The 24,892-nt window shown below is 58.5% G+C and carries 18 protein-coding genes; 7 read left to right on the top strand and 11 right to left on the bottom strand.

The features are described 5' to 3' along the window. The first annotated feature begins 70 nt into the window (after positions 1-70). From GQF02_RS16145 to GQF02_RS07360, 3 genes are all read left to right on the top strand, one after another. Positions 71-2,227: a methyl-accepting chemotaxis protein gene (locus GQF02_RS16145; RefSeq protein WP_220789375.1), complete on the top strand. Its 2,157-nt coding sequence runs from the start codon at positions 71-73 to the stop codon at positions 2,225-2,227. Between the two features lie 167 nt (positions 2,228-2,394). Next, a complete protein-coding gene (locus GQF02_RS07365) occupies positions 2,395-4,002 on the top strand; it encodes a methyl-accepting chemotaxis protein (protein ID WP_160796009.1) in 1,608 nt (535 codons plus the stop codon). Positions 4,003-4,087: 85 nt separating this feature from the next. Continuing rightward, the gene (locus GQF02_RS07360) at positions 4,088-5,866 is read left to right on the top strand and encodes an aminopeptidase P family protein (protein ID WP_160796007.1); all 1,779 of its coding nucleotides are present in this window, start codon (positions 4,088-4,090) and stop codon (positions 5,864-5,866) included. A gap of 113 nt (positions 5,867-5,979) precedes the next feature. On the opposite strand, the gene GQF02_RS07355 is transcribed toward GQF02_RS07360, so the two are convergent. From GQF02_RS07355 to GQF02_RS07320, 8 genes are all read right to left on the bottom strand, one after another. After that, entirely contained in the window at positions 5,980-7,287 is a 1,308-nt protein-coding gene (locus tag GQF02_RS07355; protein WP_160796005.1) for a hemolysin family protein, read from the bottom strand. Between the two features lie 272 nt (positions 7,288-7,559). Then, entirely contained in the window at positions 7,560-8,621 is a 1,062-nt protein-coding gene (locus GQF02_RS07350) for a GGDEF domain-containing protein (RefSeq protein ID WP_160796003.1), read from the bottom strand. A 104-nt stretch (positions 8,622-8,725) separates the two neighbouring features. Continuing rightward, the gene (locus GQF02_RS07345) at positions 8,726-9,697 is read right to left on the bottom strand and encodes a M14 family metallopeptidase (protein WP_160796001.1); all 972 of its coding nucleotides are present in this window, start codon (positions 9,695-9,697) and stop codon (positions 8,726-8,728) included. 181 nt (positions 9,698-9,878) lie between these two features. Next, entirely contained in the window at positions 9,879-12,182 is a 2,304-nt protein-coding gene (locus GQF02_RS07340) for a Tex family protein (protein WP_160795999.1), read from the bottom strand. A 73-nt stretch (positions 12,183-12,255) separates the two neighbouring features. Further along, entirely contained in the window at positions 12,256-12,612 is a 357-nt protein-coding gene (locus GQF02_RS07335; RefSeq protein WP_124734389.1) for a SpoIIAA family protein, read from the bottom strand. 37 nt (positions 12,613-12,649) lie between these two features. Then, positions 12,650-13,519 (bottom strand): DMT family transporter, encoded by an 870-nt coding sequence (locus GQF02_RS07330; protein WP_235930098.1) that lies wholly within the window; start codon positions 13,517-13,519, stop codon positions 12,650-12,652. Positions 13,520-13,538: 19 nt separating this feature from the next. Then, entirely contained in the window at positions 13,539-14,429 is an 891-nt protein-coding gene (locus tag GQF02_RS07325) for a DMT family transporter (RefSeq protein WP_235930097.1), read from the bottom strand. Next, positions 14,426-14,884 (bottom strand): hypothetical protein, encoded by a 459-nt coding sequence (locus tag GQF02_RS07320; protein ID WP_160795997.1) that lies wholly within the window; start codon positions 14,882-14,884, stop codon positions 14,426-14,428. The genes GQF02_RS07325 and GQF02_RS07320 overlap by 4 nt, the downstream gene beginning before the upstream one ends. A 331-nt stretch (positions 14,885-15,215) precedes the next feature. On the opposite strand from GQF02_RS07320, the gene GQF02_RS16140 reads away from it, so the two are divergent. Further along, complete coding sequence (locus GQF02_RS16140; protein WP_160795995.1) at positions 15,216-16,748, top strand: methyl-accepting chemotaxis protein; 1,533 nt, start codon at positions 15,216-15,218, stop codon at positions 16,746-16,748. A 91-nt stretch (positions 16,749-16,839) separates the two neighbouring features. On the opposite strand, the gene GQF02_RS07310 is transcribed toward GQF02_RS16140, so the two are convergent. Both GQF02_RS07310 and GQF02_RS16070 read right to left on the bottom strand, forming a co-directional pair. Then, positions 16,840-19,344, bottom strand: a complete 2,505-nt coding sequence (locus GQF02_RS07310) for an EAL domain-containing protein (RefSeq protein WP_328698597.1) — start codon at positions 19,342-19,344, stop codon at positions 16,840-16,842. After that, entirely contained in the window at positions 19,341-19,463 is a 123-nt protein-coding gene (locus GQF02_RS16070) for a hypothetical protein (protein WP_268891005.1), read from the bottom strand. The genes GQF02_RS07310 and GQF02_RS16070 overlap by 4 nt, the downstream gene beginning before the upstream one ends. 136 nt (positions 19,464-19,599) lie before the next feature. Here GQF02_RS16070 and hypF point away from each other — a divergent pair, with 136 nt between their 5' ends. Next, the gene (gene hypF / locus GQF02_RS07305) at positions 19,600-21,903 is read left to right on the top strand and encodes a carbamoyltransferase HypF (protein WP_160795991.1); all 2,304 of its coding nucleotides are present in this window, start codon (positions 19,600-19,602) and stop codon (positions 21,901-21,903) included. A gap of 65 nt (positions 21,904-21,968) precedes the next feature. Here hypF and phaR read toward each other — a convergent pair whose 3' ends face one another. Beyond that, the gene (gene phaR / locus GQF02_RS07300) at positions 21,969-22,541 is read right to left on the bottom strand and encodes a polyhydroxyalkanoate synthesis repressor PhaR (RefSeq protein ID WP_160795989.1); all 573 of its coding nucleotides are present in this window, start codon (positions 22,539-22,541) and stop codon (positions 21,969-21,971) included. Positions 22,542-22,770: 229 nt separating this feature from the next. Here phaR and GQF02_RS07295 point away from each other — a divergent pair, with 229 nt between their 5' ends. Both GQF02_RS07295 and GQF02_RS07290 read left to right on the top strand, forming a co-directional pair. Next, positions 22,771-23,325, top strand: a complete 555-nt coding sequence (locus GQF02_RS07295; RefSeq protein ID WP_124734395.1) for a phasin family protein — start codon at positions 22,771-22,773, stop codon at positions 23,323-23,325. A gap of 151 nt (positions 23,326-23,476) precedes the next feature. After that, positions 23,477-24,604 (top strand): M14 family metallopeptidase, encoded by a 1,128-nt coding sequence (locus GQF02_RS07290; RefSeq protein ID WP_160795987.1) that lies wholly within the window; start codon positions 23,477-23,479, stop codon positions 24,602-24,604. Positions 24,605-24,892: the final 288 nt, after the last annotated feature.

The following is a 24,892-nucleotide window of genomic DNA, read 5'->3' as shown; positions in this document are numbered from 1 at the left end:
CGTTTGGCTTCTCCCTGCCGGTCACTGGCACGCTATTTGCATATCTGTTTTATCGAAAAAGGAGGCCACCATGCAAAACATGCTTAAAAGCACGCAAATGGCACGCAGCACTCAGGAACAACACTGGCTCCCCCTGCTTGGCAAGACCGGAAAAATCGCCATGCGCTGGTCCTGCTTCCTTAATCGTGACCGCTACACGGTACTCGAAGACATCTTCGAAAATTTTGCCCGTACCCGGGTAGGGATACTGCTCGACTGGACAACGCAACACTGGCAGGCACTGGATAGCCTGGGCAAACACCTGTCCAGCCTGGGGCCGGGCCAATATACGGCAGCGCTTGAAGAGGCTTATGCCACCTTAGGCGATGTAACCGAACTATTTATCCTGTCACCACAAGGGCAGCTTCTGGCGAGCACGGCCAAACACACACGCTCACCGACCTCCCCCCTCCCCCCTTTACTGCAACAGGGCCTTTGCAAACCGGTACTGTACGGGCCGTACCGCGATGAGGAAACCCTACGTCTGGGTGCACGCAGTTCACGCTTTCACGATGCAGTGACCCTGATGTTCCACCAACCGCTGATACGCGACGGCGCAAGCTGGGGCTGCCTGCGCGCGCGCGTGCCCAACGATGTGCTGGGCGACCTGATCCAGCGCGAGGCCGGGCATATTTTCCATGCCTCAGGCGACAACTACCTGTTCATGGTCAAGCCAGTCGTCGATCCCTCAATACGCCCCGGCACTGCTTTATCGCGATCACGTTTCGAAGACCATACTTTTAGCGGCGGCGACAACCTGAAAGACGGCGTCACCACGCCCTACGGCACGGTAAAGGTACGCGAACACACCGAACTTGAACTCGTCTTCAACGACCCGGCCAGCGGCGAACTGCACCCTGGCGTGCGCGAAACCATACGCCGGGGCGAAAACCTGTTTGTCACCTACCCGGGCTACGCCGACTACCGCCACATCCCCGTCGTCGGCAAAGGTATCAGTTTCAAGCTGCCCGGCTCGCCCGACACCTGGGGCATGATGTGCGAAGCCGACCTTGAAGAGGTCTACCGCTACCGCTCGGTCAGCTACCAGTTAAGCACCCGCTTTCTGGGCCTCCAGCTGGCATTGACGGCGGCAACGCTGGGGGTGACGCACTTGACGGCGTTGCCGGGCGCGCTTCAGGCCGGTGCGGCACTGTGTCTGGCACTTGGCGGAACGCTGGGGTTTCATGCCCTGTTTGCAAAACCGCTGGCGCTACGCATGCGTGCCATGTCGGGGATGATACGCAATGTCGCCGAGGGCGCTGGCGACCTGACCTTGCGCATCAAGCGTGACTCGCTGCGCCATGACGAAACCGGCCTGATGGCCCAATGGGTCAACAGCCTGATTGACAATCTGGATTTGACGCTGGGCCGCCTGCTTGGCGTCAGCCGTACGCTTGGCCACACCAACTTGCGCATGAGCGAACACAACCAGGCCGCAGGCGTCGCCGCCTCCCAGGTACAAAGCACCGCGGCCCGCACACGGGAAGGGCTGCAGATGCAAGCGGTCATACTCGCCGACGCCAACCGTTACGCCGACCATGTGCGCGATGCGATGCTTGAACAGAACAACAGCAGCCGAAACCAGATGCAGACTGTCAGCGAACGTACCGGCAGCATTCGCCAGACCGTCGCGCAATCGGCATCGATCATCGACTCGCTAGGCGACAGTACACAACAGATCAGCAGTGTGGTCGGCCTGATTCAGGACGTCGCCGACCAGACCAACCTGCTGGCACTGAATGCCGCCATTGAGGCTGCGCGTGCCGGCGAGGCCGGGCGCGGCTTTGCAGTGGTCGCCGACGAAGTCAGGAAACTGGCCGAACGCACCCGCAGCAACACCGAGGACATTCGCTGCATGATCAGCAGCGTACAGCAACAGGCTGCCAGTGCGGTCGCGAGCATGCAATCCGGCATGCGGGATCTGGAAGAAGGCTTACAGCTCGCCGAAGCATCCGCCGGAGAAAACCCAGAAGTACAGGCACTTGTCGACGGACTGATCGGCATCATCCAGCAATTGTCGAATGCCGGTCACGAGCGTTTGCATGAGGCAGAAGAAATCGGCGATGTCAGCATCAATCTGGGGCAAACCCAGGCCGCACTGGCCGGTAGCGTCAACGAGGCACGCAACGGCATCGACGGTCTCACCCTGCTGGCGGGCAAATTCCGCGTCTCGCAACTCGCGCGCTAGCCATTTCGGCCATGGGCATAAACGAAGCCAGCATCTGGCATAGACGCGGGCACGAAAACAATGGCCAACTGATGACGAGCATCAAATTCCAAATAAATATATAAAAAAGACAATGGACTGCAAAAACCTTAAAATTGATAAGGTCAAAAACAATCAGGCCATGACATATGTCGCTTAAAAAACAGATCATGCTGGCTTTTGCCGGCTCATTGTCACTGCTTCTGGTCGCGGTCTTGCTGGCGCTATTTGCTTTGGGCCAGATCAATGCCGGTTTTAACCGGCTGGCCCAACACGATCAGGTCCTCGCCGACAGCGTCTCCTCGATGTATGCCCAAGGCCTGCAGACAGGTCAGGCACTACGCAATGTATTGCTCGATCCAGCGAATCCAACGGGCCATAAAAATCTGGCAAAGGCACAGGCAACATTTCACGAAGACCTGAAACGGGCCGAATCACTCTCGGATGCGCAATCCCAGAGCGCCCTGGCTCAAATCCGTGCCAAAAGCGAACAACGTGATCGCCTGATCACCGAGATTGCCAGCATGGCAGCCAGCGATGGCGTACTGGCGCGTGAGCGATTGAATAAGCAGGAAACGCCACTATGGCGTGAAATACGCCAGACACTGATCGAGCAAGGCAAACAAACGGCGCAACATGCCACAAACAAGCGTGCCGAACTGGCCGCAGATCTGCAGTATTACCAGATAGTCTGCGCGAGCCTCGCGCTGGCGGCCGTACTGATGGCCATGCTGTCGATAGCCTGGATGCTGCGCGGTCTTCGCCACAGCCTGGGAGCCGACCCGCAAGAATTGGCGCAGATCGCGCATCAGGTTGCAGCCGGGCATCTGGATATCGCCATACCCTCCGCACCGCCCCGCAGCGCCATGGCGGCCATGGGGCAGATGCAATCCGGGCTGACTACGCTGGCGCAAGCCATTCATGCCCAATCAGATGAGCTATCCACCCAGTCCGCGCAAATTGACCAGCAAAGCGAAGGGCTGTTCGAGCGCATCACCCGCCAAAGCGATGCCGTGGCGATGATGGCAAGTTCAGTCGAACAACTGACCGTCAGCGTCAACCATATTGCCGAGTCCGGACAGACCATTTTGCAAAATGTCGAGGACGGTATGACGCACTCGGGCAAGGGGCTGATAGCAATAGATCAGGCCAGTAAAGGCATGCTGGATGTTGCCCGGAAAGCGGGAGATGTCAGTATGGTGCTCGAGAGTCTGCAGTCCGAATCGACAAAAATCCAGAATATTGTCAACGTGATCCGCGATGTGGCAGAGCAGACTAATCTGCTGGCGCTGAACGCAGCCATTGAAGCCGCTCGTGCCGGCGAGGCCGGACGCGGCTTCGCCGTGGTTGCGGATGAAGTACGCAAGCTTGCCGAACGAACAGCTCGCTCAACCGGCGAGATCGAAAGCACAATGGCGAGTATCCAGCACAGCATCAAAAACGCTAATCATGCCATGCAGAACAATGCCGAGGCCGTCACCGCGCAAGAAGGACTCATTGTCCAAACCGGGACAACGATACGCCAGTTGGACTCGAGCAATCAGCACATTCAGACGCAGGTTGCCCAGATCGTTCACGCTATTGGCGAGCAGGGGCTGGCTAGCAAGGAAATTGCCACCGGGATCGAGCAGGTCGCTCAACTGGCCGAACAAAACCAGATCGCGCTGGCACAGTGCCGCCAGGCAATCGGCCAGACCGCGGGCCTGATATCCACACTGCGCAAGAGCGCAGGACGATTCCGGCTGAGCCGGAGCTAATGTGTAAAGCTGGCGGCCACTATCCGCACTTGCCGCCAGCGCTTTCGCCACCGACAATGGGGACCTACCCGCAAGAGGAAGCCCCATGAGCCCTGCCCTGACCCGCCTGCGCCAGCATATGGCTGCGCTAGGCCTTGATGCCTGCCTGATTCCGTCGTCCGACCCGCATCTGTCCGAATATCTGCCCGGGCACTGGCAGGCGCGGCAATGGCTGTCGGGTTTTACCGGCTCCATGGGGACGCTGATTGTCACTCAGGATTTTGCCGGCCTCTGGGCGGACAGCCGCTACTGGACGCAAGCCGAACAGGAGCTTGCCGGCAGCGGGGTTACGCTGGTCAAGGTTGAAACGGCCGCCAGCACCCAGCATCTCGACTGGCTGGCCAGCCAGCTAAAAGCAGGCCAGGTACTGGCTGTCGATGGCGATGTGCTGTCGCAAGGCGCCGCCCGTGCCCTCAAGCAGGCGCTGAGTCATAGCGGCGTCGTGCTCAACACCGCGCTTGATCCGGTCGCCGCCATCTGGAGCGAGCGCGCGGCACTGCCAAGCGCACCGGTGTACGAACATCTGCCACCTGCCGCCTGCGAAAGCCGTGCCGACAAGATCACACGCGTACGCAGCGCCATGGCCGCGCAAGACGCCAACTACCACTGGCTCTCGACACTGGACGATATCGCCTGGCTGCTCAACCTCAGGGGCAGTGATGTCAGCTACAACCCGGTCTTTCTTGCCCATTTGCTACTGAGGCACGACAGCGCCACCTTGTTTGTCGGCGCCGGCAAGCTGGATGCAGCCCTTGCCGCACGCCTTGGTGCCGATGGCATCACGCTCGCCCCCTATGCCCATGCCAAAGCGGCGCTGGCCGCACTCGCACCGGACGCTACGCTATTACTGGATCCGGCACGGGTCACCCAGGGTTTCGCCCAAAGCGTACCGGACCGCGTGCGCATCATAGAAAGCATCAACCCCAGCACGCTATTCAAGTCATGCAAGAGCAAGGCCGAAGCCAGCCAGATCCGCGCCACCATGGAGCAAGATGGCGCGGCACTGTGTGAATTTTTTGCCTGGTTCGAGTCGGTCATAGGCCGCGAAAGCGTGACCGAGCTGGATATCGACACCCAGATCACCGCCGCGCGCGCGCGCCGGGCGGGCTTTGTGTCCGAGAGTTTCGCCACCATTGCCGGCTTTAACGCCAACGGCGCATTGCCGCACTACCGCGCCACAGCTCAGGCTCACGCCACCATTCAGGGCGACGGCTTGCTGCTGATAGATTCCGGCGGCCAGTATCTGGGCGGCACCACCGACATCACCCGCGTCGTCGCGGTCGGCACCCCCAGTGAGGCTCAAAAGCGCGACTTTACGCTGGTACTCAAGGGCGTGATCAATCTGTCGCGCACCCGTTTCCCCAAAGGCACGCTGTCGCCCATGCTGGACGCGCTGGCGCGTGCACCGCTGTGGCGGGAAAACATAGACTTCGGCCATGGCACAGGCCATGGTGTCGGCTATTTCCTTAATGTGCATGAAGGCCCGCAAAGCATCTCGCGCGCGCTGCCGACCCCACACATGGCGATGCAGGAAGGCATGGTGACATCGATAGAGCCGGGCATCTACCGGCCGGGGCGCTGGGGGGTACGCATTGAAAATCTGGTACTCAATATCGAGGCAGGCGTCAGCGAGTTCAATGATTTTCTTGCTTTCGAGACGCTGACGCTGTGCCCGATCGATACGCGCTGCATCGTGCTTGCACTGCTGGACACCGCCGAGCGCGACTGGCTTAACACCTACCATGCCGAAGTACGCAGCCGGCTACTGCCGCATGTAGAAGGTGCCGCCCGCGACTGGCTACTGGCCTCTACGCAGCCAGTCTGATGCAAGTGCCGGCTTTCGGATGCCGGACGCGCGTACAGCGATAAAAAAGCCGCGGGCATCTGAACGCCCGCGGCTTGCCGAAAAAGTAGCGGCTAGCCGCTGTGCCTGGCCACTCAGGCAGGCAAGTCATTATCCGGCTCGACCACCTCCCGGCTGGCAAGCACCTTGTCGATACGCATCTCGTCCATATCGACCACTTCCAGCTGCCAGCCTTGCCAGCACACGATATCGCCGGTACGCGCGACCCGCCCCAACAGCAGCATGATCATCCCCGACAGGGTGTGGTAGCGGCCCTTGTCCTCTTCCGGGGTTTCCTTGAGCGAAAGCTTGTCCTTGAGTTCGGGCACCGGAATCGAGCCGTCCAGCAGCCACGAGCCATCCTCGCGCTGCAAGGCCCAGGCGTCGTCTGCGTCACGCGGGGTGAACTCACCGGTGACCGCTTCCAGGAGGTCATGCAAGGTAACAATACCCTCGACCTCGCCATACTCGTCGATCACCATCGCCATCTGGGTGCCGCCAACGCGGAACTGTTCGAGCAGCTCCATCCCGGTCAGCGTCTCCGGCACGAACAGCGCCGGTTGCAGCAGTGATGCCCAGTCCGGCTCGCCGCCGGCCAGGGCTGCGGTCAGCACATGCTTGGCGTTGGCCACGCCGCTGAGCCGGTCCAGCGCACCGGCACAGACCGGATAGCGGGTAAACTCAGAGCCGGTCATCCGTGCCAGGTTGTCGGCAAACGGCAGCGTAGTGTCGAGGCTGACCACGTCGGCACGCGGGATCATCAGCGACGAGAGCTGGCGGTCATCGAGACGGAACACATTACGCAACATCTCGTGCTGGTGGGTGTCGATGGTGCCGCTCTCGCTGCCCTCGTCGAGCATGGTCTGGATCTCTTCCTCGGTCACCCCGCTGGCAATCTGGTTACGCACCCCCATCAGGCGCAGCAAAGCCTCGGTCGACAGCGACAGCAAGTGCACGAACGGCCGGGTTGCCAGTGCCAGATACTGCATCGGGCGCGCCACCAGCCGGGCGATAGTCTCGGGGGCCATCTGGCCGATCCGTTTGGGCACCAGTTCGCCAACCACGATAGAGACATAGGTGATGACGATCACCACCCCCACCGTCGCGCCAATCGACGCACCGTGCCCCGGCACGCCCAGCGACACCAGCCACACGGCCAGCGGCTCGGCCAGTACGGCCTCGCCGAAGATACCGTTCAGAATACCGATTGAAGTAATGCCAATCTGTACTGTCGATAAAAAGCGGGTCGGCTCTTCGCCCAGCTTGAGCGCGGCAGCGGCGGCGTGGTCGCCGTTATCGGCGAGCTTGGACAGACGTGCGCGGCGCGCGGTGACCAGCGCGATCTCGCTCATGGCAAACACGCCATTGAGAATAATCAGGCCTATCAGGATCAGCACTTCCACGATGGCGCCTCCTGTCGGAAATGCGCGTGGCAGTACAAGGGGGATGCGGGATGAACAACAGAACAGACAGAGGGGAAAGGGTCCATAGGATCACGGGCAGGCCCGCGGTCATTCCTTAACAATAAAAACAGCTAGATCTTACCTACATTTTGCATGATCGCAAGATCAGTACACATAAGCGGGTCTGATCAACACGCGATGGCTGGCGGTGTTCAGCCCGCCGTAAAAATGGCGCGACACACCGACAACACGCAACAGGCTGGAGTAGCCCCTCAGCAGCAAACCCGATTACGCCCAGTACGCTTGGCACGGTAAAGCGCATCATCGACCCGCTTGATCAGTCCGGCTGCGGTATCGCCGGACGCAAAAGCGGCAACGCCGGCGCTGCAGGTCACAGGCCAGGGGCTGACGCCGGGCCTTTGCAACGCTTGAAGAATCCGCTGCGCGATATGCCCAGCCGTTTCCAGCGACGCGCCAGGCAGCAGGCAGATGAATTCTTCGCCACCGAAACGCGCCACCATATCACTCTGCCGGCAATGCTCGCGCAGTACACTGGAAAACGCCTGCAGGACAGTGTCCCCGGCATCATGACCGTGACTGTCATTGATGCGCTTGAAGTGGTCAAGATCGAACAGGATCAGGCTGAAGCCGAGCTCACCGGCCTCGGTCAGTGCAAACAGCCCCTGCAAGCGCAACATGGCAGCACGCCGGTTGGCAAGCTGGGTCAGTTCATCGGTCAGGCTCTGCGTGCGCACCTGTTCATGCGCCTGTACCAGTTGTTCAACCGTCTCTCGCAAGCCGTCCTGTAGCGCCTTCTGCCCGGAAATATCAACAATCATACCGACGAGGCCGGCAACACCCGTCGTGTCATCGGAGAACCCCCTGCTCCAGTAAAGAGTCGTTCTCCCGCCCCCATCAAGCGGTGAAGAGTAAATCTTCTCGTGGTTCGCAACGCTCTGGCAGGCAAGCATCCGGGCATCTTCTTCCTGATACGCTATCCGCTCGTCAAGAGGCAGATAATCGAGCTCCATCACGCTCTTGCCCAGATAGTCATCGCGACTTACTCCAAAAAAATCCTCATAGGCGTGATTGAAAAATGTAAATCGCAACTCGGAATTTTTGGCAAAAATAGGCGTAGGCAGGGTATCCAGGGCTGCGCGATAAAAAGCCAGCTCACGCGACTGCCGGGCCAGGGCAAGCCTGCTGGCCTGCAACTCGCACTGACTGCGCGCCAGCGCCTCGCGCAAGGTTTGGATATCCTGCCGGGCAGGCTCGCCGGCAACGTCCGGCATAGCTTGCCTGTCGGGAATCAGGTCAGCGACAACACACGTCATGACACCCCTTTCAGGGTCGTTAAGTAATATAAATAGCGATGCACTGCTATTTTACTCAAAAGTCATTATCTAGCCAAGTGTGTGCGCCACAACAATGGCCGCATTCAGCCTAGCCGCCCCGACTCGCGCGCCAGATAAAACCACTCCTGCCCCGCCTGCGATTTCACATTGGGGAACACGATGCGCCCGTCGTCCACGGCCAGTACCGGCGTGCCGTCGGCGCGGATGGCGATCTGCTCACCCTTTTTTACCTTGTCAAAGCTGACCCACTCGCGCACAAACTGATCATCGGCGTGCATGCGGTCAATCACCTCATACAGCGACAGCGCCTCCATCCCGTCAACCGGTGCAGGTGCGGGTGCATCAATCAGCCCCAGGTGCGCCAAGGTATTGACGATGGCCTGATACGCCACATCGGGTGCGGCCGGGTCTTCATGCTGGCCGCACTCCAGCGTCAGCGCCCAGCCGCCACAACGGCGCATCCATTCGGTCGTGCCCATGCCGTAGCGCGGGTCGGTATTCAGCTGCATCTGGCGCGAATCGGCCTCGCCAAACAAGGCCACCCGCCGCTTCACCCCCAGCGCATAGGTCGACAGCCAGCCATCCACCGCACGATTCACCCCCAAACGGCGCGCCAGTGCCTCTTCCTTGGCCGCATGGACAAACGGCTCCAGCGTACCGGCATTGTCATGCGGCCCCATAAACACAAAAGCCTGCCCCTTGGACTGGAAAGAATGCAGATCAAGCAGCACATCGTGTTGCGCCAGCAGCGGGCATAGCCAGTTGGCGATGCGGTCTTCAAACTCCAGCGGCGTATCGGTCGGCGCAAAATTACGGTTAAGGTTGCGGTCGCCCGAGCGCTCGCCCTTGTTGTAGGCCAGCGGATTGGTCACCGGCACCAAGCTTACGCAGCCTTGCTTGAGCACGCGTGCGCCACTCTCGAATTCGGCCAGCAAACGGCGGATACCCAAGGTGCCGCAAACCTCGTTACCGTGCACGGCGCCCAGCACGATTAAGCGCGGACCGGCTTGGGGAGAGGCAAATTGGTAGGATGAAAATTGCAAAGGGATAGACATGGTGCGCTCGCAGTTTGGCAATCCCCAGAAGATAAACCGGATCACCACATCATGCCAATGCAGTTAGCACGCTCAAGCTCCCGCAAATCCGCCTGCGCTTGCCCTGAATCCCGGGCCTGGTGATGCCTGCCCGCAAAAAAAGCCCGCAACTTTGGCGGGCTTTTCAAGGAAACAGATGGGCTTAGCGCTTCAGCCTTGCCAACGCTTCCGCCATCGCATTATTGGCCGGCGCCTTTTCCACTGCCTTGCCCTTACCGCCACGCGGGGCATCGCTGCGGCCAGTCGGTGCACTGGAACGCTGGGCGCCAAGCTCGTCGCTCATGCGCATGGTCAGCGCGATGCGTTTACGCGCCACATCCACTTCCATCACCTTGACCTGCACCACATCGCCGGCCTTGACCACGGTACGCGGATCATCGACAAACTTATTGGACAAGGCGGAAATATGCACCAGCCCGTCCTGGTGCACGCCGATATCGACAAAGGCACCGAAGTTGGTGACATTGGTGACGCAACCTTCCAGCACCATGCCCGGCAGCAAATGCTTGATGTCCTCGATCCCGTCCTGAAAGGTCGCCGTCTTGAACTCGGGGCGCGGGTCGCGCCCCGGCTTTTCCAGCTCTTTCAGGATATCCATCACCGTCGGCAAGCCAAAACGCTCGTCGGTGTAGTCGGACGGACGCAGCGCCTTGATGGCGCCGGCGTCGCTAATCAGTTCGGACACCGCACGCCCGGTACGGCTGACGATCTTCTCCACCACCGGATAGGCTTCCGGGTGAACCGACGACGCATCCAGCGGATTGTCGCCGCCGCGTATGCGCAAAAAGCCTGCCGCCTGCTCGAAGGTTTTTTCACCCAGACGCGGCACTTTCAACAGCGCCTTGCGGCTTTTGAACGCACCGTTGGCATCTCGATAAGCCACGATATTTGCCGCCAGCGTGGCATTCAGCCCCGAGATGCGGGTCAGTAGCGGCACCGAGGCCATATTCACATCCACCCCGACGGCGTTGACGCAATCTTCCACCACGGCGTCCAGCGACTTGGCCAGCTGGCTCTGGTTGACGTCGTGCTGGTACTGGCCGACACCGATGCTTTTAGGGTCTATCTTCACCAGCTCGGCCAGCGGGTCCTGCAAGCGCCGGGCAATCGACACCGCACCACGCAAGGAAACGTCCAGCGCCGGAAATTCGCGTGCAGCCAGCTCGGATGCCGAATACACCGATGCGCCGGCCTCTGACACCACCACGCGCGTCATCGCCAGTTGCGGCAGCGCACGGGTCAGCTCTTCGGCCAGCTTGTCGGTTTCGCGGCTGGCGGTGCCGTTGCCGATGGCAATCAGATCAACCTGATGGCGCACGGCCAGCGCAGCCAGGGTCGAGAGTGCGCCATTCCAGTCGCGGCGCGGCTCGTGCGGGTAAACGGTGGCGGTGTCCAGCAGTTTGCCGGTGGCGTCGACGACGGCGACTTTCACGCCGGTACGGATGCCCGGATCCAGCCCCATGGTGGCACGCGCGCCGGCCGGCGCGGCCAAAAGCAGGTCGTGCAGATTGCCGGCAAACACCTTAATCGCCTCGGCGTCAGCCGCGTCTTTCAGCCGGCCCAGCAGCTCCAGCTCGAAGGAAAGAAAAATCTTGGCACGCCAGCACAGGCGCACCCCGTCCAGCAGCCATTTATCGGCGGCACGGCCCTGATCGGCCACCGCAAAATGGCGGGCAATCAATAGCTCATAAGCCGAACGCTCGGTAATCGGCGTTTCGTCCGGCTGGTATTTAAGGCTGAGCGTCAGAATGCCCTCATTGCGGCCACGCAGCAGTGCCAACGCGCGGTGTGAAGGCGTACTGCGTATCGGCTCGCGATGGGCGAAGTAATCGGAAAACTTGGCGCCTTCGGCTTCCTTGCCCGCCACCACGCTGCCGGTCAGCTCGCCCTCTTGCCACAATTTGTCGCGCAGAACACCCAACAGTGCGGCATCTTCGGCAAAGCGTTCGATCAGAATGGCGCGGGCACCATCCAGTGCGGCCTTGGCATCGGCGACACCCTTATCCACCGAGATATAAGCAGCGGCCGCCGCTTCGGGCACTTGGGTGGGATCAGCCAGCAGGCTATCGGCCAACGGCTCCAGCCCGGCTTCGCGCGCGATCTGGGCACGGGTACGGCGTTTGGGTTTGTACGGCAGGTACAGGTCTTCAAGCAGGGTTTTGTTATCGGCGCCCAAAATGGCGGCCTGCAGCTCAGGGCTGAGCTTGTCCTGTTCGGCAATGCTTTTGAGTATGGTATCGCGGCGGGCATCCAGCTCACGCAGATAGACGAGGCGCTCATCCAGCAGGCGCAACTGAGTGTCGTCCAGACCTCCGGTCACTTCCTTGCGGTAGCGCGCGATAAAGGGCACGGTTGCGCCCTCGTCAATCAGTTCGACCGTGGCAAGGACTTGCGCCTCGCGGACATTGAGTTCCGCCGCGAGGCGGCTGGCAATAGACTTGATCATGCGGCTTTTCTGTCTTGGCGAAGAAAAGTCCCTACTGTAGCGGCTAAACCGGTAAAAGCAAGCCCTGCAAGCCTTACAGCGGATCTGCGCCCTTGAGCCAGGCCTGCGCTTCTTCCAGTGTTTCAAAGTGGTGCGAGCGCGCATCGGACAGCATGCCGGCAATATGGGTCGCCAGCTTGATCCACACATCCTCGACCACCAGCGCGATGCGGCCGAAGTCTTTTTCATGTGCACGCATGAATTTCACCTCTTCCAGCGCCATGTCGATGGTGAAGTCCTTCAGCTCGGACAAGTCCAGCAATACATCAGGCTTGCGCTGCTCGCCGACGCGTTTCATCAGCGCCGCTTCGAACAATTTGAAATCGGCCAGAGTAAATTCGCCATACAAGGCGACATCCAGGCCATAGTCCTGCTCACGGATGGAAATCATGCGCTACACCTCTCACGTTATTCATGCAATTAACATTCTAGCGCCGGCTGGCGAGCATTCCACTGATCACAATCAATATTATTGCCGACAGCGATGCACCGGGCAGGGACTCGTCCCACAACAGCACACCCAGCAAGGTGGAAAACACCACGGTCAGGTAGGACAGGTTGGCCGCCACCAGCTTGTTGCCAACCTTGTAGGCGCGGGTCATCGCCAGCTGGGCAATGGTGGCGGTGATGCCCAGCCCGGCCACCATCAGCATGGTGTAGCCATCCATAGGCTGCCAGCCCTCGAACGATACCAGCACCGCCCCGCCCAGCGTCGCGATCAGTGCGAAATAAAACACAATACGCCACTCAGGCTCGCCCAGACGCGCAAGCTCGCGCACATGCAGATAAGACCAGCCGGCCAACAGGCCCGAACACAGCCCCATCAGGCCCACCAGCCAGGCATCCGACGCCAGTGTCGGGCGCAATAGCAGCACGACCCCGACAAAACCCAGCGCCAGCGCAAACAGTGCGCGCGGCGACAGTTTCTCGCGCAAGAATACGACCGACAGCAGCGCAAGAAACATGGGCGAGGTGTAATTCAAGGTCACTGCGGTCGCCAGCGGCAGATGAGCGATGGCATAAAAGTACAGCAGCAGCGAGGTGTAAGCCAACAGACCGCGCTGAATATGACGCCGCAGGCAAGGCGTCGCAAAACGCTGTCCCTTGAGCAAGGCAGGAATCCCCAGCAGCAGCACGCCAATCAGCGTGCGCCAGAACACCAGTGCGCTTGAGCTCAGACTGGCCGAGCCCAGTTTGACGAATACCCCCATCAGGCCGAAGAAAAAAGCGGCCACCACCATCCAGCCCGCGCCCAGGGAAAAATCCCGCCAGCGCGCAGGCAAAAACAAATGCTTCATACCGTTCCAAAAAGAAAATTCATCCGCGCCGTGCCGCAATCACACCGGACAGGATCACCAGCGTCATCGCCAGCACCGCGTCACCGCGCATGGGTTCACCCCAGAGCAGAACGCCAAACAAGGCGGAAAAGACGACAGTCAGATAGGCAAGGCTGGCGACCAGAAAGCGCCGCCCTTCCTGATAGGCACGGGTCATTGCCAGCTGGCCGGTCAGGCCGAATAGCGCGACACCGAGCAAGGGCCCGACATTAGCGCTATTTAATGGGGTAAAGCCCGGGCCAAACAGCAAAAACACCAGACCAAAGCCGCTGGCGAGCCAGAAGAACCAGAACACCGTGCGCCACGATGGCTCCCCCATCTGTCCCAGCTCGCGCACCTGAAACACGGCAAAGCCGGCACACAGCCCCGAGCCCAGGCCAATCAGTGTGGCAAACCAGGCATCCGAAGCGAAGCCGGGTTTAAGCAGAAGCACCACCCCGATAAAGCCCAGCACCACAGACAGCCCCACGGCCGGTGTCAATCGGTCGCGCAGCTTGATCATGCACAGCAGGACAAAGAAAAGCGGCGAAGTGTAATTCAGCGTAATTGCGCTCGACAAGGGCAAATGGGCGAGTGCATAAAACAGCATGGCCATGGAGGCATAACCGATAAGGCTACGCTTGAGATGGGCAGGAAAATTGCATGTGCGCGGCGACTGTCCGCGTAACCGCATCACCCCCGACAGGCACAAGGCGCCCAGTAAGGTGCGCCAGAACAAAAGCTCGGTCGAAGAAAACGTGCGCGCCCCCTCCTTGACGAATACCCCCATCAGCGCAAACGACAGCCCCGCCAGCACCATCCAGCCGGCACCCAGCCGCCCCGCGCGCACGCGTAGCCATAGCGTCTGCCTTGCGCGGATGGCCGTACTCATGGCTGCTCGCGTTTGCCACTGACGGCAAACTTCAGGCACAGGCTGGAAAAAGGCTGGCGGTAGTGTTTGTACTCGGACGCATTGGCGCTGCAATCGGCCTCGAACACCCGGCGCGAAGCCTTGTCCAGCTGCCATACCTTCTGGTGGCGCCGCACGATCCACAGGCCATTCTGTACATTTTCGCTCTCGCGATAGTCCAGCAGCACACGGCCACGCTTTTCATCCAGCTCGATACGGCTGGCGGCCTCGCGCCCGCCCCGGGCGCTACGGTATGGCTGGGTCAAGCGCTGCAAGCTGTCGCGCTTAGCCAAGCGGCGCACGCTGAACACCGCGCGCGCATCGCCACGCTCCCGGTCTTCTGCACGTCGGGGCAAAACCTGCAGGCTGCGGCGCTTTTTCTCGGTCTTGCTACTGACCTGCCACTGCGCCGGCAAATCGAAGGTCAGGGGCCACACGGTATCGCGATAGGGCGCAGCCCATGTCCAAACAGGGAAACAGAGCAGCAAAACAGACAACAAAGGCAAACGCAACATGAGGGCAATCGATTTCTAGGCATGGCGGAATAGGCCGCTTTTATCATTTTGCCTCAAACCATACTTATGACACCAGCGATTCAGGCAAGCCCCACACCCAGGCCAAAAGCCAAAAATACAGCGTTGCTGCTTGATCGCCCCCCCAAATACACCATTGTTCTAATCGAACATTTGTTTTAGAGTTCACCCACAAAACCTTTCATTACCGCTACGGTATTGATAATAAAAAGCAAATCACGGGAGAGACTTCATTATGACGCTACAAAGTATCACCGAGTGGTTTATCCCTGCCGCTGTCCGCCAGCAGCAGGAACTGCTCATCCGCGCCCGTACCATCATCAGCGCGGCACTAACCGCGGGCCTGATCGCACCGCTGTTTGCCTTGTCTTACTACAAGCTGAACCACCCGGCGATGGCAGACGGCATTTTGCTTGGCTGCCTGTCGCTACTGTCCGGCGCTTTCGCACTTAAATTCAGCGGCATGGTACGTCTGGTTGGCGAGTACGTGGTGCTATGCATGTTTGCACTCGTTAGCTGGATGGTCTACGTTAACGGCGGCGTCATGTCGACCAGCATCGTCTGGTATGCCGCTGTGCCGATGGCGGCCATATTTATCAATGGCCGCAACTCGGGCACGGTGTGGAGCGGAATGACCATTTTGGCCATCATCGCCATGCTTGTTTTGTCGGAGAATCACGGCTGGCTCCCGCCTACCCCCATTGCCCACGAAGAATTCCCAAAACTACAGGCAAAATCCCTGATCGGACTCACGCTGACGGTATTCATCCTGTCGCTTTCATTTGAAAAAGCCAAAGCCCGTGGCTTCGAGAAACTGGAAGCCGCGCGCGAAGAGGCAGAAAACGCAAGCCGCATCATGAAGGAGATGATGGCGCAGGTGACGCATTCTATTCAGGCCGCTACAACCGAAAGCCGCGACATTGCCAGCAGCGCCGGCCTGATGGCCGACACCATGACCAAACAGCGCCAACGTGCCGAAAACATGGTGACTGAAACACGGAAAATGTCGGCATTAACGCAGCAAAGTGCCCACGAGTCACAACGTGCCACCACCATGGCCGAAGCCGCAGGCACCGCGGCGCATGCGGGTGGAGAAGCAATGGACGCCGCCGTACAACAACTTAACAAGGCGCGTGCCGTCATCGATGCGGCAGCAGAGAAACTGGAAGAGCTGGGCGAGCGCAGTACGGAAGTCGACAGTATCGTACAGATGATCCGGGAAATTGCCGACCAGACCAATTTGCTGGCACTCAATGCAGCGATCGAAGCGGCGCGTGCCGGCGAATTCGGCCGGGGTTTTGCCGTCGTCGCAGATGAGGTCAGGAAACTGGCTGAGCGCACGCAAAAAGCCACCGTGGATATCGGCGACAAGATACATCTTATTCATGAGGGCACGCAGTCATCGATTATCGCCATGCGGGAAGGCAATACCCAGATGCGAGCGGGCCGCGAGCATACACTGTCGGCCCATGAAAAACTTGGAGGGATGATCGCCAATACACTGGAACTTGGCCACCTTTTGCAACAGGTTTCAATGGCAGAGGCCAAGCAAAACGAAGGCTTCAGTCACTTCGCCAGCAATATTACCTCGATCGAAAGCGATACCCGGGCGCTATCGGCAGAAACCGATACCATTGCCCATGCAACCCGGCAGCTGGATAGGCTGATGGCGGAGCTTGGCAAGTCAATCACTACATTCCAGACACGAAATACAGCGCCCCACTTGGCACCCAATGTGCGTAGCGAGCCGCAACGCTACTATGCCTGACCCGGTTTAAGCCTCACAAAGGGTGCGCATCTGACTACAGGCGCGCACCCCCGGTCTGCCTTTACTCCCATCACAGCCGCCACCCTTATACCTATACTATGCAGGCCGCTTTATCGCCAGCCAGCCAGCGCCCCATCTCCTGGGCCGGCAAGGGTCGGCTAAACAGATAGCCTTGCGCCATCGTGCAGCCATGCTGTAGTAAAAACTGGCGGTGCGCTTCCAGTTCGACACCTTCAGCGACAATGTCCAACTCCAGACTGCGGGCCATCGAGATAATGGCGGCAGCAATAGCGGCATCATCCCGGTCGTGATGCAAATCTTTGATAAAGGATTGGTCAACCTTGAGCACACTGACCGGCAGCTTCTTCAGATACGCCAGCGATGAATAGCCGGTGCCGAAATCATCAATGGAAAGCGCAATCCCCAAAGCGCGCAAGCTGCTTAACTGGCCCAGCACGTCGCTATCGACATCCATGGCCGTGCTTTCGGTAATTTCCAGCTCCAGAAACCCGGCCGGCAAACCGGTCTCATCCAGAATACGCCGGACCATGGCAACAATATTACCGGAAGCGAACTGACGCCCGGACAGGTTTACCGCCACCCGCCCCTCCAGCACACCCTGCGCCAGCCAATGACTCGCCTGTGTGCAGGCAGTGCGCAATACCCATTCACCGATAGGAATAATAAGTCCGGTTTCCTCGGCCAGCGGAATGAAGGCAGCTGGCGAGACCGAGCCCAGATCCGGGCTAAACCAGCGCAACAGTGCCTCGGCACCACAGCAACGGCCACTGGCCAGATCGATCTTGGGCTGGTAGTAAAGTGCCAATTCCTCACGCTCCAGCACCCGGTGCAACGCGAACTCCAGCTCCAGCCTGGCCATGGCACGGACATTCATATCTGACGCATAAAACTGGAATGCATTTTTGCCGCGCGCCTTGGCCTTGTGCATGGCTGCATCGGCATTCAACAATAAAGTCTCGGCGTTATGCCCGTCATCCGGGTACAAGGCGACACCGATGCTGGCGGTAATAAAGAGCGGATTGCCGTCTACCTGAATTTCGCCAGCTAACTGATCCAGCGTTTTCTGCACCAGCGCCGCCAGTAGCACTACGCTTTCGCCGTATTCATACAAAACCCCGAACTCGTCCCCGGCCAAGCGGGCCACGCGTGCACTGTCTGGCAGGCTGGATTTCAGCGTCGTTGCGACTTGGCGCAACAAGGCATCCCCTACCTGATGGCCAAGCGTGTCGTTGATCAGCTTGAAGCGGTCCAGATTGACATGCAGGACAGCAAACTGCCCGCCATTCAGGCTGCGCTGCACCGCATCTGCGACATAATCAGCAAACAAGGTGCGGTTGAACAAGCCGGTCAACGCATCATGATTCGCCAGATAATGCAAACGCTCTTCAGACAACTTGCGCTGGGTGATGTCCGAAAATACCCCTACATAGTGCAGGATGCTGCCATCAGGCTCACGAATGCCGGAGATGGACAGATGCTCGGAATACAGCACACCATTTTTGCGCCGATTGACCAGCTCGCCCTGCCAATTCCCTTCATTTTTCAGGCTCTGCCAGAAAGACTGATAGAACTCGGGCGACTGCTGGCCGGATTGCAGTATCGCCGGCGTATTTCCCAGCACCTCCTCACGGCTGTAACCCGTTATCCGGGTAAATGCCGCGTTGACATGCAAAATCACACCCGCCGGGTCGGTCACGACGATGCCCTCCTGCGTCGACTCGAAGACCTTTTCCGCCAGCATCAGGTTTTGACGCGAATTTGCCAGCGCCGCATCCCGTTGCTGCAAAGCTTGCTGCAACTCGGCAATGAATTCGTGCTCGATCGAATACATGATATCGACCATACCGACTATCGCCTGCAAGCATCCATCCAGACCGGACACACCCATATGGCGCGTTTTTTGCGCCAACAATTGCTGGCGCACCGCCAGTAATGACGTATTCACGGCGACGCTACGCATCGGGTAACTGCACACTTCGCGCACGGCGACATCCTGCTGCTGCCGGGCAAGCAGCGCCAGTACATCACGCGCAGTCAGAATACCCCAGCTGCCATCGGCAAAATCGATGGCCAGCGCATCACGGCCGCTATCACGCAGCACCTGCAAGGCTTCGGATAAAGGACGATCTGCACCGACACTCACCAAAGGAGCCAGCGACAGGTTGTCCAGCCGGGTACAGCGTAAAAAGACCTCGCTGCCCTGATGCGATACGATATCGGAGGCCGACACCACACCTACATACTCCCCATCCCGGGTCAGCAGTGCATGGCGGATCTGCTTCTGCCGAAAAAAGGCAGCCACTTCCTGTGTACCCAGTCCGGCATCAAGCGTGAATACCGGCGCACTCATCACCCCGGCGATCGCTTGCGATAAATCATCATGGCAGCCTACACCCATCTTCAGCGCGTCGCTTTCGGTCCAGATACCCAGTGCCTTGCCGGCAGGGCTCATCACCACGATGGATCCGCAATGCGCATCGACCATCATGCGAGCCGCCACGGCCGCAGGGGTTTCTGGACTGCAACTGAGTATATTGCTGGATGCCAGCGTTGCTATCGCGCGTTGGAACGTCACACACCCCCCCAATAAAAAGCCGCCACCAGCCATTTACCATGCACGGCAAGCACGATAAATGCTGGACAATCATTTTTCACCACCCCACATTCAATTCGAATAATAACAAATTCATCCAATTTAGTTCATGAAATTATCAATTTCCACTTTCAATCAATATTTAAATGCTTAAAATGTAGGGCGTTAGTTTCCGCGCTGCAGCATGGCTCGACATAAGCTGCATACTTATCCGATACAGCACACCGAGAAAAACACATGACGACTTGCCGCACCCGCCTCACCATTCTCGGACGCGTTCAGGGCGTCGGCTTTCGTCCCCATGTCTGGCGCGTAGTCAAACACCACCACCTGGCCGGTTTTGTAAAAAACACCGGCGAAGGCGTCGTTATCGAGTTGCAAGGCCCTGGCGAGACAGTAGCAGCATGCAAAAAGGCCCTGCGCCAGAACTTGCCGCCCCTGGCCAGACTGGACAGCCTGACGCAGGAAACCATCCCGCCGCAAGACGAATGCGATCATTTCGAAATACTCAGCAGCAGCGGCAAGGCTACGCACGCTTATGTGCCGGCAGACATGGCAAGCTGCCCCAACTGCCTGCATGAGCTTTTCGAACAAGGCAATCGCCGCTACCGCTACCCGTTTATCAACTGCACGGATTGCGGTCCGCGCTACAGCATCACCCACGCCCTGCCATACGACAGGGCCGAAACCAGCATGGCCGCCTTTACCTTGTGTCCAAGCTGCCATGATGAATACCACAATCCGGAAAGCCGTCGCTTCCATGCCGAGCCGAATGCCTGCCCGGCATGCGGCCCGCGTCTGTCATTGACCGATCGCTTTGGCCAGGCCCTTAAAGGCGATGCGATAGCGGGCTCCTTGCAAGTACTCAATATGGGACGCAGCATCGCCATGAAAGGTTTGGGAGGCTTCCACCTGGTCTGCGATGCAAACAAGGAAGAGGCCGTAAGACGGATACGCGGACAGAAAAAACGACAGGATAAACCTCTGGCGGTCATGGTACTCAACATTGCCTCTGCCCGACGCCTATGCCATATCAGCGAGGAGGAAGCCGAGCTATTGGCATCACGCGAGCGTCCGATCGTATTACTGCGCAAGCGTCATGACACCGACGCCAAACTAGCTGGCGTGGCACCAGGACTGGACAGTCTGGGGGTTATGCTGCCTTACACGCCACAACAATGGCTGCTGTTTCATGAAGCACTGGGCAGGCCGGATGGCCATGCATGGCGGGAAGAAGCCTGTGACCGCGTCTGGGTCATGACGAGCGCCAACCCTAGCGGCGAGCCTATTGTGATCAGCAACCGGGAAGCGCGCGAACGACTGAACCAGTTGGCAGATGTATTCTTGCTGCACAACCGCAATATCGTCGCACGCTGCGACGATAGCGTACTGATTCAGGATGGCAAGCAGCCACTCTTTCTGCGGCGCGCCCGTGGCTACGCACCTGACCCGCTCCCTCTGGCAAGTACCGGCCCCAGTATTCTGGCACTGGGCGCCCAGCATAAAAATACCGTTTGCGTCCTGCGGGGACAGGAGGCGTTTGTCTCCCCACATGTCGGCGACCTGAACCATCCGCTTAACTGCGATGCCATGGAAGCCAGCGCCCATCACCTGCTTGAGCTGACCGATATCACGCCAGCCGCCATTGCCTGCGACCTTGACCTCAGCCAGGACTCAAGCCGGCTGGCCGAAGAGATGGCCAGACACTACCGTGTGCCTCTGTTTCATATCCAGCACCATCAGGCGCATATTGCCTCAGTACTGGCCGAGCATGGCCACACCAGCCCGGCATTAGGCCTGGCGCTGGACGCATTCGGACTTGGGGAGGACGGCAAAGGCTGGGGTGGCGAACTCATGCAGGTCCATGGTGGCCGCTTCGAGCTATTGGGCCAACTCGCACCCCTCCCCTTGCCAGGCGGCTTGCGCGCCATGCGCGAGCCATGGCTTATGGCAAGTGCCTTGCTCTATGCACTGGGTGAAGGACAGGAGGCCCAGCGCCGCTTTGGCCAGCGCCCGGCCTGGCCTGCCATTGCCGCCCAACTGGAAAAGCCGCTGCAACTACAAAACACCAGCAGCATGGCGCTTTGGTTCGCGGCGATCGCGGGACTGTGTGGCCTGTGCGAAGAACAGCGCTTTGACAACGAGGCCTTGCAACGTCTGGAGGAAATAGCGGCAGAATGCGCGCCCATGCTGGATGGCTGGCAGATAAAAGACATGCAGCTTGACCTCAAACCGGTATGTCGCCAACTGGCCGGTTTAGGAAGTAAAACCGGTGAAATTTCCGGCATCTGGCATGCGACACTTGCCGCTGCACTGGCCGACTGGGTACACCATGCCTGCGCGGCCAGTGGCATCAATACCGTGGTGTTAAGCGGGGGCTGCTGTAGCAACCGCAGACTGATGGCAGCATTACTTCCCCGCCTGCAAGGCGCCGGCATCAATGCATTGCGCGCCAGGCAGCTGCCGCCAAACGATGGCGGAATCAGTCTGGGACAAGCCTGGATCGCCCGCCAGCGCTTGCAGGCCCAGACAAAAGGGTAAATGGGGTGAATGCAAAACGCCTGCCACACAGGCAGGCGTTTGTATGCGGGGACGGCAGACAAGCTTTATTTTTTGTTGCTGTCTTCGGCTTGTACCGGTGGGACAGGAAATCCGGGGAAAGCAAACCCCGAGAACAACTGCTTGGTCTGCTCCTGCATACGGCTTTGCATATCAAGAAACGTACTGCTGCTCTGCTCCATATAGTTCGACATCAGGTTTTGCATCACAGGCGCCTGAAGCTTCATATACTCGCCCCACAAATTGGCATTCCAGCCATTGCCATCCGAGCATAAGGAACGGCTCTGCTCCTGCATCTTTTTCTGCAACTGACCGAAAATCTCCAGATTCTTCTCCAAAAACGGCCCCATCATGCCCTGCATCGCCTGACCATAAGAACGGATGAACTGGGTCAGCACGTCATGAGTAAATATGGGAGAGCCACCGCTTTCCTCCTCCAGGATAATCTGCAGCAAAACACTGCGCGAAATATCCTCTTGGGTCTTGGCATCCACTACCTGCAAATCGACATTATCCAATACCAGACGCTTAACATCCTCCAGCGTGATATACGAACTGGTCGCGGTATCGTACAGACGGCGGTTGGGATATTTTTTAATAACCCGTTTTTCTATACTCATGAAAACTCCCCCTTTGTATATTTCTGTTTTACATCGCAACACAACATTACTCTATCATAAAAACAACAGAGTAGAGTTAAACGTCTAGCACCATGCTGCACTGCATGATAGATTGAGATGGATTGTGCATAGCACAACCAAAAAAAACAATCACTTGCTGCAAAAAGAACTCAAAACGGCATCCTGAATCGCCCGATTAAAACCTTCAAAGCCTAAGGAAACCGACGATATGAATACCGCCAAAGAACAACTCAATACCTTTTCTCTCAATCACTACGAGATCACATTGCGTGCCGCACAAATCGCGCTAGACAGCACCGAGCGCCTGATCAGATTCAATCTGGACATCTCCAAGCAAACCCTGCAAGAAAATTCCGAGTTTGCCCGTGAACTGTCAGGCACCAGTGATCCGCAAAGCATCGCAGCGAATTTCAACAAAATGGCCGGCCTCGCCGCTGAAAAAGCCGTTGAAAATGCACGCAGCTTCTACGAGATCATTTCCCAGACGCAAGGTGCCATGACCAAACTGGTCGAAGACAATATCGGCAACTTCAATAAAGGCCTGATCAGCTCGATTGAAACACTGGCCAAGAATGCACCGGCAGGCTCCGACGCAGCCGTCAACGCAGTCAAAACATCGATTGCAGCCACCGCAGCTGCCGTCAACAGCGTGACGCAAAGCGCACAGCAAGTGGTGCACCTTGCCGACAGCAATATCAAAACGGCAGGCAGCGCGACCGCTGATGCGGTTAAAAACGCCAACGCCAAGCGCAGCAACGCTTAAGTCTGCACTTTCGGGCTTGCAGCCAGCTGCAAGCCTGCATCCGACACCCCGCATGCGCGGGGTGTTTTGCATCATGGGGGTGATACGCCAGCCAACAAGCAGTACAATCTGCCCTTGTTTCCACCGTTCACCGAGCCCGAGGTTATATCGGATGAAAATCAGCAGCCATTTTGACGCCGGCAGTATTGAAGTTGTCCAGTTTGACGATTTTTCCGACATCCAGCTAAAGATCCGTCAGGACAATGCAGCCAGCTTTGCCCAATGGTTTTATTTCCGCCTGCAAGGCGCAGCCTACCAACCCTGTACGCTACGCTTTCTCAATGCAGGAGAATGTGCCTACCCGCAAGGCTGGCAGGACTATCAGGCCATGGCCTCATACGACCGCGTCAACTGGTTCCGCGTACCGACGACTTATGATGGGCAGACACTGACCATCGAACATGTACCGCTGGCCGGCAGCGTCTACTACGCCTATTTCGAGCCCTACTCCTACGAGCAGCACCTCAACCTGATCGGTCAGGCACAAAGCTCCGGCCTGTGTGATGTCAGCTCGCTGGGCTCAACCATTGAAGACCGCGATATCGACCTGCTGACCATAGGCCACGAAGTCGAGTCCGACCTCAAGATCTGGATTATTGCCCGCCAGCATCCGGGGGAAACCATGGCCGAATGGTTTGTCGAAGGCTTGCTCAATCGCTTGCTGGACCCACAAGACCCGACCAGCCGTTTGCTACTGGACTCGGCCACGTTCTACATCGTGCCCAATATGAATCCGGACGGTGCCATCCATGGCAACCTCAGAACCAATGCCGCCGGTGCCAACCTCAATCGTGAATGGAATGCACCAAGCGCAGACAAGAGTCCGGAAGTGCTGGCGGTTCGCCAGAAAATGCTGGAAACCGGGGTTGACCTGTTCCTCGACATCCACGGCGACGAGGCACTGCCTTATGTCTTTACCGCAGGCAGCGAAGGCGTACCTTCCTACGATGAACGCATTGCCAGGCTAGAGACGCTCTTCAAGGAGCAATTGCAGCTTGCTTGCCCGGATTTCCAGGATGAAATCGGTTATCCGAAGCAGGAAAAAGGACAAGCCGAGCTGACCTGGGCAACCGCCTGGGTCGCCGAACAGTTCCGCTGCCTCGCTTTTACGCTGGAAATGCCGTTTAAGGATAACGCCAATCTGCCGGATGACGACTTTGGCTGGAACGGCCAGCGCAGTCTGCGCATGGGTGAAGCTGCACTCTCCCCCATTCTCGCCGTCCTGCGCCACCTGCGCTGATTGCACATCAGCCTGATACATTAAATACCAATACCGGCAAGCAGATCTCGTCCTGACTCAGGCGGACTGCTGGCCGGACAAATGATACTACTTCCCCGTTTTGTTGCAGATAGTAATCAGATCCATCTCCTTTCTCGATTCATCCTCGCTTTTCCCCCATACATGCTCTACCTTTAACGAAGGATCCGGTTTGCCCTTGATGGGCGCAGGGTTCTTGCACAGCAAGCTGTTTTCCTTGGGGCGTCGTGGTTCCCCCTTGCCACGGCGCTTCTTTTTTGTCTGTTACTT

The organism is Craterilacuibacter sinensis (assembly GCF_009831765.1).
Lineage (GTDB): Bacteria > Pseudomonadota > Gammaproteobacteria > Burkholderiales > Chromobacteriaceae > Craterilacuibacter > Craterilacuibacter sinensis.
The sequence above is the reverse complement of the archived record's forward strand: the minus strand, read 5'-3'. Positions and strand labels throughout refer to the sequence as shown.

Excerpts from the sequence above, each read along its gene's own strand:
- GQF02_RS16145 (WP_220789375.1), top strand. The coding sequence starts at position 71 with ATGCAAAACATGCTTAAAAGCACGCAAATGGCACGCAGCACTCAGGAA.
- GQF02_RS07365 (WP_160796009.1), top strand. The coding sequence starts at position 2,395 with ATGTCGCTTAAAAAACAGATCATGCTGGCTTTTGCCGGCTCATTGTCA.
- GQF02_RS07360 (WP_160796007.1), top strand. The coding sequence starts at position 4,088 with ATGAGCCCTGCCCTGACCCGCCTGCGCCAGCATATGGCTGCGCTAGGC.
- GQF02_RS07350 (WP_160796003.1), bottom strand. The coding sequence starts at position 8,621 with ATGACGTGTGTTGTCGCTGACCTGATTCCCGACAGGCAAGCTATGCCG.
- GQF02_RS07345 (WP_160796001.1), bottom strand. The coding sequence starts at position 9,697 with ATGTCTATCCCTTTGCAATTTTCATCCTACCAATTTGCCTCTCCCCAA.
- GQF02_RS07340 (WP_160795999.1), bottom strand. The coding sequence starts at position 12,182 with ATGATCAAGTCTATTGCCAGCCGCCTCGCGGCGGAACTCAATGTCCGC.
- GQF02_RS07335 (WP_124734389.1), bottom strand. The coding sequence starts at position 12,612 with ATGATTTCCATCCGTGAGCAGGACTATGGCCTGGATGTCGCCTTGTAT.
- GQF02_RS07330 (WP_235930098.1), bottom strand. The coding sequence starts at position 13,519 with ATGAAGCATTTGTTTTTGCCTGCGCGCTGGCGGGATTTTTCCCTGGGC.
- GQF02_RS07325 (WP_235930097.1), bottom strand. The coding sequence starts at position 14,429 with ATGAGTACGGCCATCCGCGCAAGGCAGACGCTATGGCTACGCGTGCGC.
- GQF02_RS16140 (WP_160795995.1), top strand. The coding sequence starts at position 15,216 with ATGACGCTACAAAGTATCACCGAGTGGTTTATCCCTGCCGCTGTCCGC.
- hypF (WP_160795991.1), top strand. The coding sequence starts at position 19,600 with ATGACGACTTGCCGCACCCGCCTCACCATTCTCGGACGCGTTCAGGGC.
- phaR (WP_160795989.1), bottom strand. The coding sequence starts at position 22,541 with ATGAGTATAGAAAAACGGGTTATTAAAAAATATCCCAACCGCCGTCTG.
- GQF02_RS07295 (WP_124734395.1), top strand. The coding sequence starts at position 22,771 with ATGAATACCGCCAAAGAACAACTCAATACCTTTTCTCTCAATCACTAC.
- GQF02_RS07290 (WP_160795987.1), top strand. The coding sequence starts at position 23,477 with ATGAAAATCAGCAGCCATTTTGACGCCGGCAGTATTGAAGTTGTCCAG.